This window comes from Saccharopolyspora sp. NPDC047091 (assembly GCF_040643635.1).
Lineage (GTDB): Bacteria > Actinomycetota > Actinomycetes > Mycobacteriales > Pseudonocardiaceae > Saccharopolyspora_C.
On record NZ_JBEYUS010000098.1, the window covers coordinates 1 to 18,165 of the forward strand.

Annotated in this window: 22 protein-coding genes; 13 read left to right on the forward strand and 9 right to left on the reverse strand. The window is 72.6% G+C overall.

The annotated features are described in order from the left end of the window. Positions 1–233 precede the first annotated feature (233 nt). On the forward strand, positions 234–1,250 hold the full coding sequence (locus ABZ805_RS27240) for a nitroreductase family protein (protein ID WP_358446122.1): 1,017 nt from the start codon (positions 234–236) through the stop codon (positions 1,248–1,250). Between the two features lie 337 nt (positions 1,251–1,587). Here the strand turns inward: ABZ805_RS27240 and ABZ805_RS27245 are convergent, their stop codons facing one another. Beyond that, positions 1,588–2,346, reverse strand: coding sequence for a TetR/AcrR family transcriptional regulator (locus ABZ805_RS27245; protein ID WP_358446124.1), 759 nt, complete (start codon positions 2,344–2,346; stop codon positions 1,588–1,590). A 192-nt stretch (positions 2,347–2,538) separates the two neighbouring features. Here ABZ805_RS27245 and ABZ805_RS27250 point away from each other — a divergent pair, with 192 nt between their 5' ends. Continuing rightward, entirely contained in the window at positions 2,539–3,051 is a 513-nt protein-coding gene (locus ABZ805_RS27250) for a 2'-5' RNA ligase family protein (RefSeq protein WP_358446127.1), read from the forward strand. On the opposite strand, the gene ABZ805_RS27255 is transcribed toward ABZ805_RS27250, so the two are convergent. Next, complete coding sequence (locus ABZ805_RS27255; protein ID WP_358446178.1) at positions 3,048–3,485, reverse strand: MarR family transcriptional regulator; 438 nt, start codon at positions 3,483–3,485, stop codon at positions 3,048–3,050. The genes ABZ805_RS27250 and ABZ805_RS27255 overlap by 4 nt on opposite strands. Positions 3,486–3,744: 259 nt before the next feature. Between ABZ805_RS27255 and wrbA the strand changes: the two genes are divergently transcribed. The 4 genes from wrbA to ABZ805_RS27275 all read left to right on the forward strand — a co-directional run bounded on the left by wrbA (position 3,745) and on the right by ABZ805_RS27275 (position 7,076). Further along, positions 3,745–4,356 carry an NAD(P)H:quinone oxidoreductase gene (gene wrbA, locus ABZ805_RS27260; RefSeq protein WP_358446130.1) on the forward strand — a complete coding sequence of 204 codons (612 nt, stop codon included), beginning with the start codon at positions 3,745–3,747 and terminating at the stop codon, positions 4,354–4,356. 151 nt (positions 4,357–4,507) lie between these two features. Beyond that, complete coding sequence (locus ABZ805_RS27265; RefSeq protein ID WP_358446132.1) at positions 4,508–5,473, forward strand: ring-cleaving dioxygenase; 966 nt, start codon at positions 4,508–4,510, stop codon at positions 5,471–5,473. Then, positions 5,470–6,084 carry an alpha/beta hydrolase gene (locus ABZ805_RS27270; protein WP_358446135.1) on the forward strand — a complete coding sequence of 205 codons (615 nt, stop codon included), beginning with the start codon at positions 5,470–5,472 and terminating at the stop codon, positions 6,082–6,084. The genes ABZ805_RS27265 and ABZ805_RS27270 overlap by 4 nt, the downstream gene beginning before the upstream one ends. A gap of 134 nt (positions 6,085–6,218) precedes the next feature. Next, positions 6,219–7,076 carry a helix-turn-helix transcriptional regulator gene (locus ABZ805_RS27275; protein WP_358446138.1) on the forward strand — a complete coding sequence of 286 codons (858 nt, stop codon included), beginning with the start codon at positions 6,219–6,221 and terminating at the stop codon, positions 7,074–7,076. A gap of 31 nt (positions 7,077–7,107) precedes the next feature. On the opposite strand, the gene ABZ805_RS27280 is transcribed toward ABZ805_RS27275, so the two are convergent. The 5 genes from ABZ805_RS27280 to ABZ805_RS27300 all read right to left on the reverse strand — a co-directional run bounded on the left by ABZ805_RS27280 (position 7,108) and on the right by ABZ805_RS27300 (position 10,029). After that, positions 7,108–7,512 carry a hypothetical protein gene (locus ABZ805_RS27280; protein WP_358446141.1) on the reverse strand — a complete coding sequence of 135 codons (405 nt, stop codon included), beginning with the start codon at positions 7,510–7,512 and terminating at the stop codon, positions 7,108–7,110. A 227-nt stretch (positions 7,513–7,739) separates the two neighbouring features. After that, entirely contained in the window at positions 7,740–8,615 is an 876-nt protein-coding gene (locus tag ABZ805_RS27285; RefSeq protein WP_358446143.1) for a hypothetical protein, read from the reverse strand. An 83-nt stretch (positions 8,616–8,698) separates the two neighbouring features. Further along, on the reverse strand, positions 8,699–9,229 hold the full coding sequence (locus ABZ805_RS27290; protein WP_358446146.1) for a GNAT family N-acetyltransferase: 531 nt from the start codon (positions 9,227–9,229) through the stop codon (positions 8,699–8,701). Positions 9,230–9,466: 237 nt separating this feature from the next. Then, positions 9,467–9,790, reverse strand: a complete 324-nt coding sequence (locus ABZ805_RS27295; RefSeq protein ID WP_358446149.1) for a hypothetical protein — start codon at positions 9,788–9,790, stop codon at positions 9,467–9,469. Beyond that, the gene (locus tag ABZ805_RS27300) at positions 9,787–10,029 is read right to left on the reverse strand and encodes a zinc finger protein (protein ID WP_358446152.1); all 243 of its coding nucleotides are present in this window, start codon (positions 10,027–10,029) and stop codon (positions 9,787–9,789) included. The genes ABZ805_RS27295 and ABZ805_RS27300 overlap by 4 nt, the downstream gene beginning before the upstream one ends. A gap of 90 nt (positions 10,030–10,119) precedes the next feature. On the opposite strand from ABZ805_RS27300, the gene ABZ805_RS27305 reads away from it, so the two are divergent. The 6 genes from ABZ805_RS27305 (at position 10,120) to ABZ805_RS27330 (ending at position 13,418) form a co-directional block, all read left to right on the forward strand. Continuing rightward, a complete protein-coding gene (locus ABZ805_RS27305) occupies positions 10,120–10,506 on the forward strand; it encodes a Scr1 family TA system antitoxin-like transcriptional regulator (protein WP_358446155.1) in 387 nt (128 codons plus the stop codon). Further along, on the forward strand, positions 10,398–10,940 hold the full coding sequence (locus tag ABZ805_RS27310; protein ID WP_358446158.1) for a DUF5753 domain-containing protein: 543 nt from the start codon (positions 10,398–10,400) through the stop codon (positions 10,938–10,940). The genes ABZ805_RS27305 and ABZ805_RS27310 overlap by 109 nt, the downstream gene beginning before the upstream one ends. Before the next feature lie 30 nt (positions 10,941–10,970). Continuing rightward, positions 10,971–11,159 (forward strand): DUF397 domain-containing protein, encoded by a 189-nt coding sequence (locus ABZ805_RS27315; RefSeq protein WP_358446181.1) that lies wholly within the window; start codon positions 10,971–10,973, stop codon positions 11,157–11,159. A gap of 66 nt (positions 11,160–11,225) precedes the next feature. Continuing rightward, on the forward strand, positions 11,226–11,411 hold the full coding sequence (locus ABZ805_RS27320; RefSeq protein ID WP_358446161.1) for a hypothetical protein: 186 nt from the start codon (positions 11,226–11,228) through the stop codon (positions 11,409–11,411). A 184-nt stretch (positions 11,412–11,595) separates the two neighbouring features. Next, positions 11,596–12,249: a GntR family transcriptional regulator gene (locus ABZ805_RS27325; protein ID WP_358446163.1), complete on the forward strand. Its 654-nt coding sequence runs from the start codon at positions 11,596–11,598 to the stop codon at positions 12,247–12,249. Continuing rightward, complete coding sequence (locus ABZ805_RS27330) at positions 12,246–13,418, forward strand: MFS transporter (protein WP_358446166.1); 1,173 nt, start codon at positions 12,246–12,248, stop codon at positions 13,416–13,418. Before ABZ805_RS27325 ends, ABZ805_RS27330 begins: the two co-directional genes overlap by 4 nt. A 41-nt stretch (positions 13,419–13,459) precedes the next feature. On the opposite strand, the gene ABZ805_RS27335 is transcribed toward ABZ805_RS27330, so the two are convergent. Together ABZ805_RS27335 and ABZ805_RS27340 are read right to left on the reverse strand one after the other, a co-directional pair. After that, positions 13,460–14,725 carry a low temperature requirement protein A gene (locus ABZ805_RS27335; protein ID WP_358446169.1) on the reverse strand — a complete coding sequence of 422 codons (1,266 nt, stop codon included), beginning with the start codon at positions 14,723–14,725 and terminating at the stop codon, positions 13,460–13,462. Positions 14,726–14,899: 174 nt separating this feature from the next. After that, positions 14,900–15,847, reverse strand: coding sequence for an aldo/keto reductase (locus tag ABZ805_RS27340; RefSeq protein ID WP_358446172.1), 948 nt, complete (start codon positions 15,845–15,847; stop codon positions 14,900–14,902). Positions 15,848–16,086: 239 nt separating this feature from the next. On the opposite strand from ABZ805_RS27340, the gene ABZ805_RS27345 reads away from it, so the two are divergent. After that, the gene (locus tag ABZ805_RS27345) at positions 16,087–17,322 is read left to right on the forward strand and encodes an epoxide hydrolase (protein ID WP_358446175.1); all 1,236 of its coding nucleotides are present in this window, start codon (positions 16,087–16,089) and stop codon (positions 17,320–17,322) included. Positions 17,323–18,165 lie beyond the last annotated feature (843 nt).

Genomic DNA, 18,165 nt, shown 5'->3' on the forward strand with positions numbered 1-18,165 from the left:
GTTCCGCCACCCGTGGCGGTGCGAGTTGCTCGGGTGGTCGGCGGCTCAGCGGCTTCGCCGCTGACAGGCGAGATGATGTGCGCCTGTTCGGAGGCGGTTCGGGATTGCTCGGCTGAAGTCGTTGCTGGTCGTGGTGGGGATGGGGGACTTTGGCCCATGTCCGCGCGGGGTGGTCGGGCTGCATCGTGGTCGCGCGAGGTAGTGGGCGCTCCCGCGGGCAGGAGGACGAGGTCATGGACGGCGTGTCCGCATTCCCGGCGGCACTGGGGCTGGCGCCGGAGCAGGTCGCGCAGGTGCTGCGGCTGGCGGGCCGGGCCCCGTCGCTGCACAACCGGCAGCCGTGGCTGTTCCGGGTGACCTCCGACGTGATCGAGCTGCACGCCGACCTCGGCCGCCGGATGCCCGGCACCGACCCGGAGGACCGGGAACTGCGGCTCGGCTGCGGGGCTGCGCTGTACGACCTGCGGCTGGCGCTGGAACACGTCGGGGTGCGCCCGCTGGTCACGCTGCTGCCCAGCGAGCGGGAACCGGAGCTGCTGGCGCACGTGCGGCGCGGCGGCTCCGTGCAGGTGCGGGCGGAGCACTCCGCGCTGCTGCGCGCCATCACCGCCCGCCGCACCAACCGGCGCCCGTTCCTCGCGTCCCCGGTGTCGAAGGCCCACCGCACCGCGCTGGTCGGTTCGGTGTCCGCCGAGCACTCCTGGCTGCACGTGGTGGACCGCCCGCAGCGCGCCGAACTGCTCGGCCTGGTGCGCCGGGCGCACGACCGGCAGCTCGGCGACGCGGCGTTCCGCGCGGAGCTGGCGCAGTGGACGGGATTGCGCGACGGTGCGCCGGAAGGCGTGCAGGCCGCCTCGGCGGGCCCGGTCCGCGAACCGCAGGACGAATGGGTGCTGCGCGACTACGCCGGTGGGCGCGGCAGGCCGCGGGTGCCGGGCAAGGACTTCGAGGACGATCCGCTGCTGCTGGTGCTGTGCTCCTACGGCCGCGGCAGGCAGGCCGACCTGGAAGCGGGGGAGGCGATGCAGCGGCTGCTGCTCACCGCGACCTCGCTGGGGCTGTCGGCCTCGATGCTCTCCCAGGTGATCGAGGTGCGGGAGACCCGGGCCGAACTCCGCGCGCTGCTCGGCGGAACGCTGGAACCGCAGGCGGTGCTGCGCATCGGCTACGGCACCCCGGTCCCGCCGACGCCGCGGCGCGCCCCGGAGGACACCCTGATCACGCGGCCGCGACCGGTGGCGGCGCCCTGACCGCCCGTCTCCGAACCTGCGCGGCGGGTCGTGTCGGTTCCGGTCAGCGGCGTAGCCGGACGACCACCTGAGACACCGGCACCGCAGCGGGTTCTGCGGCTTCCTCGCGAGGACGGCGATGTCGCCGTGTGCCGGACATGCATCGGACATCGATCCCGCAGCGGGGAAGTCGCTGATCCGCTACCCGAGCACTACGCGGCAGCAGCAGCGAGACGGGCGGTGAGCCGCGGTTCGCGGGGGGAACCCCTGCGGTGATCGCCGGAAGTGGATCGGCGCGCGCCGATGTGGTTCCCTCCCGGTGGGACGTCCGCCCACAACGGCGTGCGCGGGCGTCTCGTCAACTCCCGGACCGCTCGCGGGAGCGGATGAGCACCTCCACGCCGTCCAGCACGCGGGCCAATCCGAACTCGAAGTGGTGCGCCGCGTTCGTCGCCGCACCGTGCGCCGAACCCGCCGCAGTGCCCACCTTCGCCGCGGTGGGGAAGCGATCCGGGTCGATCAGCCGGTCCAGCAGCGGCGCGTGCGCCTGCCACCACTGCTCGTCGGTGAGCCCGGTGCGGCGTTCGGCGTCGGCGGCTTCCGCGGCCCCGCGCGCGGCGGTGCGCGCGTGCCCGAGCACGAGGCTCAGCACCGAATCCATCTCGACCTCGGTGAGCCCGATGCCGTCGACCGTGGCCAGTTCGCGCTCGTACTTCGCGGTCTCCTGCGGGCCGAGCACGGGGCGGGCGGTACCGATCTCCAGCGTCCACGGGTGCTTGCGGTGCAGTTCCCAGTTCTGCCGCGCCACGTGCTCCAGCTTCGCGCGCCAGCCGGTGAGGTCGGGTCCGGGCGGCTCGGTCTCGCCGTAGACGGTGTCGAGCATGACGTCGATGAGGTCTTCCTTGCTCGGCACGTAGGTGTAGAGCGACATGGTGCCCGCGCCGAGCCGTTCGGCGACGCCGCGCATCGACAGCGCGGCGAGGCCGTCGGCGTCGGCGAGCTCGATGCCGGCCCGCACGATCTCGTCCGCGCCGAGCCCGGGTTTGCGGGAGCGGTGCTCCGGCGCTCGCCACAGCAGTGCCAGCGTCCGCGCCGGATCCCGCTTCCTGACCACCATGCACGCTCCTGTTCGCCGTCCGGGTATCCGGACCGCCGCGCGCCGGGGTCCGATCGGCCACCCAGCCTAGCCAACGGCCGGTGCCGCGTGGCCGGGCCTGATCATCCGCTCGGGCGGATCGTTCGCCTGAACGGTCCGGTGGCGTCCGCCGTTCGGCGGGACGGGGAGATCTCGGCGCGGTATAAGGGAGTCATGCCCGCGGCCACCGCAGTCCTGTTCCCCGTTCCCGCCGCCGACGCGCTGCTGCGCGAGGTGGGGGAGCGGTTCCCCGGCGCGGTGCGGCCGGGCCTGCCCGCGCACCTCACGGTGCTGTACCCGTTCTTGCCGGAGGTGGACGAGGCGGCGCTCGCCGAACTGGCCGAGCTCATCGGGCGCCGCGCGCCGCTGCGGGTGAAGTTCACCGCGGACGTGGCGCAGCGGCACCTCGACGACGGTTTCGTGCCGCTGCGGCCCGAACCGGACGGCCCGCTGCGCGAGCTGACCGCGGAACTCGCCGCGCGCTGGGACCTGCGCCCGTACGACGGCAGGTACGGCGACCCGGACCCGCACGTCACGGTCGCGCTGGACGTGACCCCGCAGCGGGCGCGGGAGATCGCCGAACACGTGGCGGGCGCGCTGCCACCGCCCGCGCTGCTGGCCGAGGCGTGGCTGGTGGAGCTGGACGGCGGCTGGTCGGTGCGGGCCCGGTTGCCGTTGCGCGGCTAGTAGAGCCCATCCTCGCCGTTGGCGGCGCGCAGCGTGCGCATCGCTTCGGCGAGCGCCTCGGACCGGTCCAGCCCGAGCGGGGCGAGGACGCGGCGGCGCAGGATCTCGGCGCACGCCTCGCGGGCCCGCTCTGCCATGTCCAGGCCGTGCTCGGTGAGCACCGCGTAGGTGACGCGGCGGTCGGTGTCGCAGGGTTCGCGCACGATGAGGTCGGCGGCGGCGAGCCGGTCGGCGACCTTGGTGAAGCCGCCGCTGCTGAGCGCGGCCTCCCGGGCCAGGCGGGTCATCGGCATCTTGTGCTCGGGCGAGCGCACCAGGCGCAGCAGGATGTCGAAGGAACCGGGGGCGAGGCCGAAGCGGTCGGCGATCTCGCTCATCAGGCGTTCCTGGGTGAGGTGATAGCCCTCGATCACCAGTCCCCACCAGGTGACGATCTCGTCGTCGTCGGCGCCGGGATCCGGGTGCGTGGCCGCGTTCCCCGCCGCCTGCCCCGCGTTCGTGGCGCTACCGCCGCTCACCTGTTCTCCCCTCGAATGGTTGGTTCGCCCGGGTGAGTCTACCTGCTCGCTGTTTCGCCGGAAAGTATCTTGCGAGGAAGAGAAAATCTGAGTAGGGTCCTCGCCGAGGAGCCGCCGAGCTCCCCGGAGGAAACCCAGGCCGGGTTCGACGCCCGGCCCCGCGAAGGAGTTGTTCATGGCCGACCCCGTCAAGCTCAGCGTCATCTACTACTCGTCGACCGGCACGATCAACGAGATCGCGAACGCCCTGGTCGCCGAGGCGGAGAAGGCCGGCGCCGAGGTGCGCCTGCGCAAGGCGCCCGAGCTGGCCCCCGACGCCGCCATCGACGCGAACCCCGCGTGGCGCGCCAACGTCGAGGCCACCCGGTCGGTGCCGGAGGTCGCGGCCGACGACGTCGTGTGGGCCGACGCGGTGATCTTCGGTTCGCCCACCCGCTACGGCAACATCGCCGCCCAGCTCAAGCAGTTCATCGACACCCTCGGCGGCGAGTGGCAGCAGGGCCTGCTGGCCGACAAGGTCTACAGCGGCTTCACCTCCAGCGCCACCAAGCACGGCGGCCAGGAGTCCACGCTGCTCGCGCTGTACAACACGATCCACCACTTCGGCGGCATCATCGTGAGCCCCGGTTACACCGACGGCTCCAAGTTCATCGACGGCAACCCGTACGGCACCAGCCACGTCGACGCCCAGGGCCAGCTGCCGGTGGACGACGAGACGCGTACCGCCGCCGGGGTGCAGGCCCGCCGCGTCGTCGAGATCGCGCGGCGCCTGAAGAACGGCGCCTGACCGCTTCCGCCCGACCGCTTCGGTGGCCCTGCGGGCGGCGGAAGCTCCGGCGGTCCTCCCGATCGGGGGGACTTCGGCGGGAGGACCGCCGGACACCCGTGCACTCGCGCCCGGCAGGACGCGGGTTCCCCTTCCAGCAGTGGAGAATTCGATGAGCATCGCGACGAGCGGGCTGCACCACGTCACGGCGATCGCGGGCGATCCGCAGCGCAACGCGGACTTCTACCTGCGGACGTTGGGCCTGCGCCTGGTCAAGACGACGGTCAACTTCGACGACCCGGGCACCTACCACCTCTACTACGGCGACGAGTCCGGCAAGCCCGGTTCGCTGCTGACCTTCTTCCCGTGGAAGGACGCGCCCAGCGGTCGGCACGGCACCGGCCAGGCCACCACCACGTCGTTCTCCGTGCCCGAGGCGTCCATCGGCTGGTGGCAGCGTCACCTCGCCGAGCAGGGCGTCGAGACGAGCCGGGTGCACAACCGGGACGGCGAGGACGCGCTGACCTTCCGCGATCCGGACGGCCTGGCGCTGTCCCTGGTCGCGCACCCGCAGGGCGATCCGCGCGCACCGTGGGAAGGCGGCACCGTGCCCGCCGAGCACGGGGTGCGCGGCCTGCACTCGGTGACGCTGTCGGTCGCGCACGAGGACGCGACCGCCGAGATGTTCCGCGGCCTCGGCCTCGAATTCGCCGCGCAGGAGCAGAACCGCCTCCGGTTCACCGCCGGGGACGGCGGACCGGGTGCCTTCGTCGACGTGCTGGTCACCCCGGACGCCCCGCGCGGCCTGGTCGCGGCGGGCGCGGTGCACCACGTGGCGTGGCGGGCGCCGGACGAGGCCACCCAGGCCGCGTGGCGGGAGGAGCTCCTCGGCGACGGGGTGAACGTCACGTCCATCCTGGACCGGCAGTACTTCCGCTCCATCTACTTCCGCGAACCCGGCGGCACCCTGCTGGAGATCGCCACCGACGAACCCGGCTTCACCGCGGACGAACCGCTGCTGGAACTGGGGCGCGCGCTGAAGCTGCCGCCGTGGCTGGAGCCGAAGCGCGCGGACATCGACCGGATGCTGCCGAAGCTGGACCTGCCGGCCGAGAACAACCCGGAGGTGGCGGAGTGACCGCGCTGTCCCTGCCGCACGAGCACGCCGACGGCGATCCGGACGCGCCGGTCCTGGTGCTGCTGCACGGCACCGGCGGCTCGCCGGGCGACTTGCGCGGGCTGGCCGAGCAGCTCAGCCCGCGGTCCCCGGTGCTCGCCCCGGCCGGGCCGGTGTCCGAGGGCGGCGCGGCCCGCTGGTTCCGGCGGCTCGCCGAGGGCGTGTTCGACACCGAGGACGTCGTGGCCCGCACCCACCAGCTCGCCGATTTCCTCACCGAGGCCGTGGACGCCTACGGCTGGCGCGGCAGGCGGCTCGTCGCGGTCGGTTTCTCCAACGGCGCCAACATCGCGGCCGCGCTGACCCTGCTGCGGCCCGACGTGCTGACCGAGGCGGTGCTGTTCGCCGCGATGCTGCCCGTCCCGGACGCGCCCGAACACGACCTCACCGGCACCCGCGTATTCCTCGGCAACGGGCAGCACGATCCGATGGCACCGCTGGCCGCCGCGAACGGGCTGGTCGAGGCGCTGACCGCTCGTGGTGCGGAGATCACCACCCACTGGCACCCTGGCGGGCACCAGATCACCGCGGCGGGCGTGCGCGACGCCGCGCAGTGGCTCGCCCGCACCTGAGATCGGGTCGGGGAGGGTGGAAGGCGGGTCGTTCCCCGGGTGGGGTGGACGGCCCGCCTTTCCCGTGCCCGCCGCCGCTGCCTAGGAGTTCCGCGGCCACCCTCCGGCCGCCGGATGCGCTTAGCCTGGACGGCATGGACGGCGACAACCCCCTCGGCGAGTTCCTCCGCGCCCGGCGCGCCCAGGTCCGGCCCGAGGACTGGAACCTGCCCGCGGTCGGCAGGCGGCGGGTCGCGGGGCTGCGCCGCGAAGAGCTCGCCTCGCTGGCCGGGGTCAGCTCCGACTACTACGTGCGGCTGGAGCAGGGCCGGGAGCGCAACCCCTCGCCGCAGGTGATCGACGCGCTGGCGACGGTGCTGCACCTGGACGCGGAGGCCACGACCCACTTGCACCGCCTCACCCGGCCCGGCACCGTCCGGCGCCCGTCGAGGTCGGAGCGGGTGAGCCCGAACCTGTTGCGGCTGCTGGAGTCCTGGCCCGGTACCCCGGCGGTCGTGCTGGACCGTTACTACACCGTCCTCGCCGACAACGAGCTCGGCGCCGCCCTCTACGGCGGGCACACCTACAGCGGTGACCTGGTGCGGATGGTCTTCCTCGACGCGGACGCGCACCGGTTCTTCCTGGACTGGGAGCGGATCGCGGAGAACACCGTCGCCGGGCTGCACGCGGCCGCGGCCCTCGACCGCGACGATCCCCGGCTGGTGGAGCTGGTCGGCGAGTTGTCCTTGCACAGCGCCGAATTCCGCCGGTTGTGGGCCCGGCACGACGTCCGGCGCAAGGCGCACGAGTCCAAGCGGTTCTTCCACCCGCAGGTGGGGGAGATGGCGTTGAGCTACGAGACGTTCTCGGTGCACAGCGCCCCCGGCCAGCAGCTGATGGTCTACCGCGCCGAACCGGGCAGCCCGTCCGCCGAAGCCCTCGCGCTCCTCGGCAGCCTCAACGCGCCCGCCGCAACCCGTTCCACACCGGATTCCTCGCGCCACCACGGGTGAATCGGCCCGGCCGGGTCTGCTGCCGCTCGACTCATCCGCCCGGTGTCGGCGGGGTGATGGTCACCCCGGAGGAGACCTTGCACTGCGTGTTCGCCCCGGACCCGGCGCACTCGGCCCTGCTGTGCGGTCCGTCGGGCGTGCCGGAGCGGGAGGAGAGCTCGGTGTCGCCGTGGCCGCTCCCGGACGAGGACACCTCCCACGGTGGTGGCGGGGCACTGGATTCCGCGGCCTGCGGTGGTGCCGGTGGCGCGGGTGCGGGCGTGGTCGCGGGGGATGTGCCCAGCACCAGGGCGACGGCGGCGAGCGGCGCGCACGCGGCCAGCCTGCGGCGTGCCCGCCCGTCGGTGATGGTCAGGTCGCCTTGGACGGCCCCGACCTGGACCGTCCGGCCGCTGGTGCCGGACATGGTGTTGCGGTGTCGGTTCTGCTCGTTCATCGCGGCTCCAGCTCAGTGGAATTCCCCCGAATCGGAGATTAAGCCCTTCGGCGGTCGTGTGGGACTGTTCGGGCGTGGAAATTGCGCCGTGTCGCGGAACAGGGGTGCGCTTTTCGGTTCCACTGCGGTTTTCGTGCATGTGGTGCGAAAGTTCATCGCACGATTCGACGGTGCTGCGATGTCCGCTGCGAATCGGGGCGCTGCTTGCGGTCGTGGGTGAATCCGGTTCAGCCGTCGTGCTGCGGCCCGTTCGCCGACACGCCTTCCGCCGCTGCCTCGATCAGCCAGGGCTCGGGGTCCCTGGTCGTGCTCAGGTTCGCGTACACCGCCGACACGCCGATCAGGTAGCGGTGGTCGATGCGCTGGTAGCCGTACCTGCGTGCTTCGGTGTAGTCGGCCGAGCAGGCGTGCCGGCCGATCCCGGACCGGGGGCACCACACGCCGAAGTCCCCGTTCCCGTTCCCGTTGATGCTCGCCCGGGCGCCGCCTGCGGCCGCGGCCGTGTCGAACGGGATGACCTGCACCGAGACGAGGACCTGGGCGTCCTCGCCCGCGCTGTCGTCGTCGACCAGGTAGACGCCGCTCATCGCGGTCTCGCAGCGGTAGGAGTGCAGGGCGGTCCGCACGGCCTCGCTGGTGCCGGAGGCCTGCCCGCAGGGCGTCGCGCCCGCGGAGACCAGCTCGTACGTGGTCCCGCGATCGGTGGTGAACGAGTTCACGAGCAGCGCGGCCGGGGTGAACGGGGTGGGGTCGGTGTCCTCGTCGTCCAGGTCGGCGGGGTCGAATTCGGATTCCTCCTCGTCGGAGGTCGTTTCCGCGGTGGTCGTCTCCTCGGAGCTCTCGGACGCTTCGGTGGTCTCCGATTCCTCGGTCGTCCGGTCATCGTCGGATTCCGAGGTGTCCGCGGCGTAGCGGTCGAAGGACGGCGCGGCGGACGTGCTCGGCCCGGACGCCACCCAATCCCGGATCTCGCCGACGTTCTGGAACCCGAGGAAGCCGAGCACGGTCGCCACGGACGCGGCGAAGCCGATGATCGCCGCCCAGGGGACATCGCTGGACTTCGGCCGCTCGTTCCGGTCGTTCTCCTCGTCCTCGTCCGCCATGCTGTTCCCCCTGGATCAGCCGCACCCCACGATCGTGATCAGTGGATCAGCGTAGCGGGATCTCGGCTCGTGCCAGGGGGTTTTCAGCCGGTCGGACCGCGCAGGTCCTTGACGTGCAGGACCTTGTCGTGGCGGGTGCCGTCGGCCGGGGCGACGAAGCCGGGGAGGCGCCCGCACTCGACGAAGCCCTCGGAGCGGTACAGGTGCTCGGCGGCGTGGTTGTCGCCGCGGAAGTCGAGGGTGAGCTGTTCGACCCCGGCCGCCCGGGCGCTCTCGACCAGCGCGCGCAGCAGCGCCCGGCCGATCCCGCGCCCGCCGGCGGCGGGGGAGACGGCGAGCTTCTCCAGGTCCGCGTGCGGGCGGTGCGTCGGCCGCGCGTAGCGCCGCCAGTAGCCGAAGCCGACGAGCTCGCCCGCGTCCCGGGCCACCGCGCACGCCGCCTCGCCGGGCCCGGCGGCGACGAGCGAGCCGATCAGCTCGGCGATCTCCGCGCGCGGTGGCGGTTCGACCCACCCGAGCGCGGCCCCGGCCCGCACCTGCGCCCCCAGCAACTCCGCCACCGCGTCCACGAGCCCGCCGTCCACGTCCGCTTCGAGCAGCACGACTTCCACCATCCCCCGACCTCACCCCGAACCCCGCTCCCGGAGCAACCCGGTCCGGACGCGGAGAATCCCGCACCCGCGCGAGCAGGTGCGGGATTCCCGCCCTCCGTCGCGCGGCCGGATCGGGGTAGGCCGCGGCGTGCAGGAGGTGCGCACGAGCCCGGCGGACCGGACCCGAAGTCGAGCGGGGTCAGTCCGGGCACGGCCCCTCGTGCCCGGTCGCGGCCGGGCAACGGGGACATCGGTCGGTCAGCTCCGGATGTTCGGCCCGGACGAGGTCCAGAGGTCCGCGCACATGTCCGCCGCAGGCGCGGGGAAGGCCGCCTCCAGCACACCGCAGGACACGATGCCATCGGCGCCCGCCCGGGCCGCGGGCCCCAGGCTCGGCCGGTGCGGGACGCGGGCCGCTCGCCGTGTTCGGCTGAGCAGCGTCTCCGCGACACAGGACCCACAGGTGCCCGCCGGGGCCGCCGATCGCGCCGCCTGCACAACGGCACCGCACAGCGTCCGGCCGCTGCGCAGTTCCGCCACGTGCACCAGCCCGGTCGCATCGACCGCGAAGCCCTCGATCATCCATGCCTGCCTCCGCCGCGCTTCTCCCGCAGCAGCAGGCCGTTGCAGTCGAGGCAGCTGGGTGCGACGACCCACGTGGTCTCGTCGGTGTCGGCGGACAACGTCACCTCGTCGCCGCACACCGACGTCGTCTCCGTCGTCCGCCCGTCCCACCGCGAACCCCGGAACGCGTGCCTGCGGCCGTCCCCGGCCGGGCGCCAGTAGTGGCGTTGCGGTGGGCCGATAGCTTGATCCGTCAAGTTGCCCCCTTGTATCGTCCTCAGAGTTGACGCGTCAGACTCTATTGGCTGACGCGTCAGGTCGTCTATCGCTCAATCGGAGGATCACGAGTGTCCGTTGCACCCACTGCCAGGCGTCGACAACTCGGGTCTTGGCTGCGGAATCTTCGGGAAGCGAAGGGGCTTTCTCCGCACGACGCTGCTGACCTGGTCGGCTATTCGGAGTCGAAGATCAGGCATCAGGAGAAGGGAAGATCGGTCGTCAAGGCTCATGAGCTTCGACGGCTGCTCGAGATCTACGACGCGTCAGCCGAGGTTCGGGTGCAACTCGAGGAGCTGCGGCCGGAAGCCTCGCAGCGCGGTTGGTGGGAGAGCTATCGGCTTCCTGTGTGGGCTGCGCCGTTCGTCGCGTTCGAGTCGGAGGCTCGAGAAATGCTCACCTTCGAGCCGATGCTCATCCCAGGGCTGTTGCAGACCAAGGACTACGCCGCTATCTGACGAACCCGCCGGACATCGACGCGCGGGTCACCGCTCGAATGGAACGGCAGCGCCGTCTTGACGAGTCGACTCCGCTCGAGCTGCGAGCCGTGGTGGCGGAGGAAGCGTTGCGAAGGCCGGTCGGCGGGTGGGCGGTGATGCAGGCGCAGCTCGAGCATCTCATCGCGGTGGCCGATCGCCCCAACGTTCTGTTGCAGGTCCTTCCCCTGAATGTCGGCGCTTACGCTTGCCAGAGTGGATCGCTGACCGTCCTCCGGTTCGACGAGGGGGAGGATGTGGCATTTCTCGAGTCGCCGCTGGGCGGTCACGTCGTGGACGAACGCCCGGAAGTGCAGGCCTGTCACTACCTCTTCGACGAAGTGCGTGCCTCCGCCCTGTCGACCTCCCAGTCCCTTGATCTTGTTCGTAGCATCGCTGGGGACATCGTGTTGTGAGGACGGGAGTGGGCAATGGTGGATCGGATTATGCCGACGTGGCGGAAGAGCAGTCGTTCGCAGAGCGGCGGAAACTGCGTGGAGGTGGCGGTGAACGTGCCCGGGCGGGCGCTCCTCCGGGACAGCAAGCTCGGTGCGGAGTCTCCGGTGCTGGTCGCGTCGGCGGTGGGGTTCGCGGCGTTCCTGGGGGCGGTCAAGTCCGGTCGGTACGACCGCTGATCAGCCGGTCGGTAGGGTTCCGCGGGGGCGGCGCGGCGCCGGTCCGGAACGGGGAGGGGTGTCCTGATGAGCACGCGGAGCATGACGTTGTTCCTGATCAGGACGCTCATCGTCCTCGCCCTGGTGGTCGGGTTGGCGTTCTACGTCGGCTGGTCCTGGATGACGGGGCTCGCCGTCGGCCTCGTGGCGCTCGCCGCCGTCGCGCAGGGCGGGGTGCTGTTCTGGCAGCGCGGCAAGGACGCCTCGAAGTGAGCGTCGCCTAGCTTATAACCTCCGTCGGCGGTCGGGTCGAATCCGGCGTCCGAGGAGATCCGGTCCCGCTGTCGCCGACGTCACCACCTGTGCCGATGACACCTTCGATGCATCCGGCCGCGCCGATGTGCGAGGCTATAAGCGATCGAAGGGCGGGTGCATGGACGAACCGGCTGCAGCGCGCATGACCAAGAGCGAGTACGCCTACGTGAGCGTGCGCGAGAAGATCCTCTCCGGCGAGTTCCCGCCGGGCTCGGTGCTCAACCAGGCGACGCTCGCCCGCACCATCGGGATCAGCACCACCCCGCTGCGGGAGGCGCTGCGCAGGCTGATGACGGAACGGTTCGTGGAGCTCGACGCGCACCGCGACGCCCGCGTCACCCAGCTCAGCGGCGAAGAGGTCCGCGACCTGGTGGAGCTGCGGCGGGTGCTGGACCCGATGGCCGCCGCGCTCGCCGCGGAACGCCGCACCAAGGACGACATCGTCGAGATCCGCCGCTCCGTCGACGAGCAGCGGGCCCTGCCGAACGACCCGTCGCTGCAGCAGCTCGCCGAGCAGCGCCGGTTCCACGCCGCGATCTACCGGGCCTCGCACAACGACCTGCTCATCGAGGCGCTCGAAGGCCTGTGGGACAAGGCCGACCGGTACCGGATGCACGCGCTCGCCGAAGGCCGCAGCTCCGCGGAGCGCAACGAGCGCGACGACGAGCACCGGCTGCTCGCCGAGCACGTCATCGCCGGGGACGCCGACGCGGCGGCCGAGCTGATGCGCAGCCACATCGACGCCAGCCTCAGCGCCCGGTCCGCGCGCAGCCTGCTGCACGGCGGCGCCTCGTGAAGCTCGACCGGCGGGTGTGGGTGCTGCTGGTCCACGCGGTGCTGACCCAGGTCGTCACGTTCGTGCTGCGGCCCGCCACCTCCTACCGCGCGCTGGAGCTGGACGTGCCCGCGTCCTGGCTGGGCGTGCTCTCCGGCAGCTTCGCGCTGGTCCCGCTGGTGCTGGCGCTGCCCGCCGGGCACATCGTGGACCGGCTGGGGGAGCGGCGGGTGATGGTCGCGGGCGGCGTGCTGATGTGCGCGGCGGGCGCGGCGTTCCTGGCCCTCGGCGGCTCGGTGCTGGGGCTCGTGGTGGGCAACGTGCTGCTGGGCACCGCGCACCTGTGCTCGGTGATCGGGCAGCAGGCGCTGGTGGCGAACATGACGTCCTCGGCGCGGCTGGACGCGGCGTTCGGCTACTACACGTTCGCCGCCTCGCTCGGGCAGGCCGTCGGGCCGCTGCTGATCGTCGTGTTCGGCGGTGCGGCGGCGATCCCGGACACCACGCCGATCTTCTGGGGGGCGACGGCGCTCGCCGTCGCGCTGCTGGTGTGCTCGTTCGGGATCACCAGCGGGGCGCCGTCCACCGGCCCCGCGGCGGAGGGTTCGACGGGGGTGCGGGGCTTGCTGCGGCTGCCCGGCCTGCTGCCCGCGCTGTGCACGAGCTGCGTGGTGCTGGCGGCGGTGGACCTGTCGGTGGTGTACCTGCCCGCGCTCGGCGCGGAGCGGCACATCGCCTCCGGCGTGGTCGGCGCCCTGCTGGGGCTGCGGGCGGTGGCCTCGATGGTGTCCCGGTTCTTCCTCGGCAGCACCACCCGGCTGCTGGGCCGCCGGAAGCTGCTGGTGCTGAGCATCACCGCCGCCGCGGTGGGGCTCGCGGTCACCGCCGCACCGGTGCCGGTGTGGGCGCTGGCCGTGGCGGTGCTGCTCGCCGGGCTCGGGCTCGGCGTGGGGCAGCCGCTGACCATGTCGTGGCTCGCCGAATCCACCCCGCCCGGCCTGCGCGGGCGCGCGATGTCGTTGCGGCTCACCGGGAATCGCGCCGGACAGGTCGTGCTGCCCGGCGCGGTCGGCCTCGTCGCCAGCGGGGTCGGCGCGGCGGGCGTGCTGCTCGCCACCGCCATCGGGCTCGCGGGCACCGCGGTGCTCGCTCGCGGCCTGCCGTTCGACGGCGCCGACCGCACCGGCTGAGCGGGCCGCGGCACCGGAGTTCCGGGGTCACCGGCGAGCGATCACCGCTGCCGCAGCCCGTCCAGGGCGCTGCGCTGGTGCCGGTGCCCGATCGTCTCGTAGCCGACCACGGTGACCCACGGCGCGAGCATCACCACCAGCAGGCACACCGAGATCCCCACGCCCGCCGCGGCCAGCAGCACCGCCGCCGCCAGCACCGCGAGGGTGATCGCGATCAGCAGCAGGTGCAGCCGGTCCACCTGCGCCAGCAGCACCTCGTGCAGCAGGTAGACCATCAGCAGGTACAGCCCGACGGGGACGGCCAGCGCCAGCACCACCGTGCCGTTGCCGACCGTCGAGTGGTGCTCCAGCTGGAGCCCGGCCAGGTGCAGCCCGGCCCCGGCCCCGGCGATCCCGGCGAACACCAGGACGTGCCCGTAGCCGAACAGGTACCCGTGGCCGCGCCGCCGGTCCAGGATCTCCCCGAACGGCACCGCGAAGTACACCCACCACATGCCGAAGGTGAGCCCGACCCCGGCGACGACCACGGCGATCGCGTCGCCGCTCCAGTTCATCCCGCTGCCGCCGCCGAGCAGTCCGCTGGAGGAGGCGATGGTCCCGACCACGCCCTCGCCGAGCGTGATGATCGCGAACAGGCTGTAGCGCTCCGCCATGTGGTGCGGGTGCCACGGCGTCCCGTTCGCCCGGCCCTGGGCGAACACGGGCAGCGCCAGTTCCAGCAGTCCGAACGCGGTGAACGCGGCGAGACCGGCGCCGATCGGCAGTTCGAGGAACGCGATCACCACCCAGCCGACCTGGGCGATGATCGTCCAGCGGATGTTCGCGAACGCCACCGACCGGTACTCGGGGGACTCGCGGGCCGCCCGCCACCACTGGAGGACCATCGCGACCCGCATCACGACGTAGCCGAGCACCATCACCCGCACTTCCAGGTGATCTCCCTCGGCGAGGCCGGTGAACATCGCGGGCAGGCCGAGGGCGAAGACGACCACGCCGACCATCTGCAGCATCGTCAGCGCCCGGTACAGCCAGTCGTCGGTGTCGAAGGCGGACGCGAACCAGCTGAAGCTGATCCACGCGACGCCGATCGCGAACATCGCCAGCACGAAGGCGCCGATCGCGGGCAGCACGTGGCCTTCCGCGATGGTCTCGGCGAAGTAGGAGGCCGCGGTGCCGACGGCGACCACGAAGGTCAGGTCGAACAGCAGCTCCAGCGGGGAGGCGACGCGGCCGCCCTCCTCCGGGTCGCGCCCGGTCATCGGCACGCGCGGGTGCGCCAGGCCGTCGGCGTGGTCGTGCTCGCTCATGTTCGGATTCCCGTTCGGATCGGTCGCATTCGTCGGGCCGGGGGTGATCGTATGCGCCGCTGGTCCGTTCGGGGGTTCGGGTGGCGGTGATCGGCAGCACCCCCGCCTGAGGTGAATGGCCCATTCGACCAACGTGGCTGGGCGGATGGGCCATTCACCTCGGTGTGGTGCGCGTCAGGCGGAGGCCGCGTCCAGGGCGCGCAGCTCCTCGGCGGTGAGGGTCAGGTCGTGCATCGCCAGCAGCGCGGGCAGCTGCTCGGTGCTGCGGGCGGACGCGATCGGCGCGACCACCGTCGGCTGCTGCGCCAGCCACGCGAGCGCCACCGTCGCGTGCGCCGCACCCCGCGCCGCGGCGACCTCGTCCAGCGCGGCGAGCACCCGTGCGCCGCGCTCGTCGTCCGCGTACCGCCCGGCCAGCCGCGGTTCGCTGCGCACGCTGTCCACGTCCTTCCCCGGCCGGTACTTGCCGGTGAGGAACCCGGAGGCGAGCGCGAAGTACGGCACGCAGCCGAGCCCGGCGCGTTCCACGAGGTCCCGCCGCTCGCCCTCGTAGGTGTCCCGGGAGACCAGGTTGTAGTGCGGTTGCAGCGCGACGTAGCGGGCCAGCCCCTCCCGCTCGGAGAACTCCAGCGAGTCGGCGAGCCGCTGCGGGCTGATGTTGGAGGCGGCGATCGCGCGGACCTTGCCCGCCCGCACCAGCTCGTCGAGCGCGGTGATGATGTCCGACACCGGCACCGACTCGTCGTCGAAGTGCGTGTAGTACAGGTCGATCCGGTCGGTGCCCAGCCGCCGCAGCGAGGCCTCCGCCGCGCCCTTGATGGTGTCGGGCGCGAGCCCCCGGAAGTCCGGGTGGTTGCTGACCTTCGTCGCGACGACCACCTCGTCCCGGTTGCCGCGGGAGGCGAGCCAGTCGCCGATGATCCGCTCGGACTGCCCGGGCTCGTTGTCCGGTCTGGTCATGTACGAGTCGGCGGTGTCGATGAAGTTGCCGCCCGCGGCGGTGTAGCCGTCGAGGACGGCGAAGGACTCGGTCGCGTCGGCGGTCCAGCCGAACACGTTGCCGCCCAAGCAGAGGCGGGACACGGCGAGGTCGGAGGAACCCAGGGTGCGCAGCTCTGTCATGCCCCCATCAGAACAGCTCACCGGCCGGAGGCGCGAGCTTCGGCGCGCTGCCCACCCGGAATCCGGCATCGCGCCGCGGCGTGCGGGCCACTCGGCCGCTGTCGCCCGCGCGGGAGGCGTGGAAGTCTCACTGCGCACAGCCCGAACGTTCGCGCCGGTGCCGCAGCGCCGCGCGCACACCGCGTCGGCGCTCGGCACCGGCTCCGCGGACCGACCCCCTGCCGAGTGAGGACCACTTGATGACCACCGCGCGCCCCTTCCCACTGGAACCGGACCCGATCCACGTGCCGGGCGAGGTGCTCGACGACCTCCGCGCCCGCCTCGCCGCGACCAGATCGCCGCTGGACGAGGGGAACGCGGACTGGTCCTACGGCGTCCCCGCCGGCTACCTGCGCGAGCTGGTCGAGCACTGGCGCGACGGCTACGACTGGCGGGCCGCGGAGGCCGCGATCAACTCCTATGGGCACTACCAGGTGACCGTCGCCGGAGTGCCGGTGCACTTCATGCGCAAACCGGGCCGCGGGCCACGCCCGATCCCGCTGATCCTCACCCACGGCTGGCCGTGGACGTTCTGGCACTGGTCGAAGGTGATCGACCCGCTCGCCGACCCGGCCGCGTTCGGCGGTGACCCGGCGGACGCGTTCGAGGTGATCGTGCCGTCGCTGCCCGGCTTCGGGTTCCCCGGGCCGCTGACCGGTTTTCCCGACGTGAACTTCTGGAAGGTCGCCGACCTCTGGCACGTCCTGATGACCGAGGTGCTGGGGCACGAGAAGTACGCCGCCGGGGGCTGCGACATCGGCGGCATCGTGTCCAGCCAGCTCGGGCACAAGTACGCCGACGAGCTGTACGGCATCCACATCGGTTCCGGGCTGCCGTTGGACTTCTTCACCGGCCCGCGCGCCTGGGACTTCGCGCGCAACCGGCCGCTCACCGACGACCAGCCCGCCGAGGTGCGGGACCGGATCGTGGAGCTGGACCGCCGCTCGGCCTCGCACCTCGCCGTGCACGTGCTCGACGGCGCGACCCTGGCGCACGGGCTGAGCGATTCACCGGCCGGGCTGCTCGCGTGGCTGCTGGAGCGGTGGAACTCGTGGAGCGACAACGGTGGTGCGCTCGAATCGGTGTTCACCAGGGACGAGCTGCTCACGCACGCCACGATCTACTGGGCGACGAACTCGATCGGCACGTCGCTGCGCTACTACGCCAACGCCAACCGGTACCCGTGGACTCCCGCCCACGACCGGAAGCCGGTGGTGCAGGCGCCGGTCGGGCTCACCTTCGTCGGCTACGAGAACCCGCCGGGCATCCGCACCGCCGCCGAGCGGGTCCGGGCGTTCGAGGAGGGGCCGCAGGGCGCCTGGTTCAACCACGTGAACGTCACCGCGCACGATCGCGGCGGGCACTTCATCCCGTGGGAGAACCCCACCGCCTGGGTGGACGACCTGCGCCGCACCTTCCGCGACCGCAGGCCCTGATCGGCGCCACCCGCCAGGTGAGCGGTTCCCGGTGATCCGGGCCGTTCACCTGGGGTGAGCCGCGCGCCGGTGGCATCGAACAGAGCAATTGCTTCAGTGTCGAGTGAAACCAATGTTCGGGAAGGAACCCGGAACCGGCTGAGGAGCGGGGCGGAGCCCGCGGGTCGGCGAACCCGCCCGTTCGCGGGGGAACGTCCGGCGCGCTGGGCTCGCGGTCGCCGGGGCGAGACGTCCGGGGTGGGCGAGCCAGTCCGGTCGGCGGCGCGCCAGGTCCGGTGCGCCCGCATCGAGCCGCGGGACGTCGCCGGCCACGCCGCTGCGGCCGGCCGAGGCGGTGCGGCTCGTCGGCACCGCGGAGCCGCACCTGCTGCGCGCGACCGGGGACGTGGATGCCTGGCGCGCGGTGGACGGCGCGGATGCCGGTGACGTGGATGTCCGGATCGCGGTGGGGGAGCGGCTGCCGGAGCCGCGACGGGGGAGCGGATGGTCGGTGGCGTGGCCGCCTGGGCAGAGGTGGCGGGTGCGGCGGGGCGTCGGTACCGCGGTGCGCCGGACGCACTCGGTCACCTGCTCGGCATCGGCGGTGTCGGGATCTTCGGTGATTCCGCGCCGGCGCAACGGATCCGCCGGGACGTCGAGACCGCCGGGTGGCGCGGGGGAGTGGGTCCGGGTGGCGCGGGTGAGGTCTGCGGACGCGCCTCGCCAGGGCGGTCGCGGATCTCACGGCCGGTCCGAGCCGCTCGGCTCGAAGGCCTGACCCGGCGCCGTCGGCGCCCTCTGAGCCGCGCCGCTCGGGGCGCCCCCTGACCCGCGCCGCTCGGCGCCCCGAGCGGCGCGCCTGCC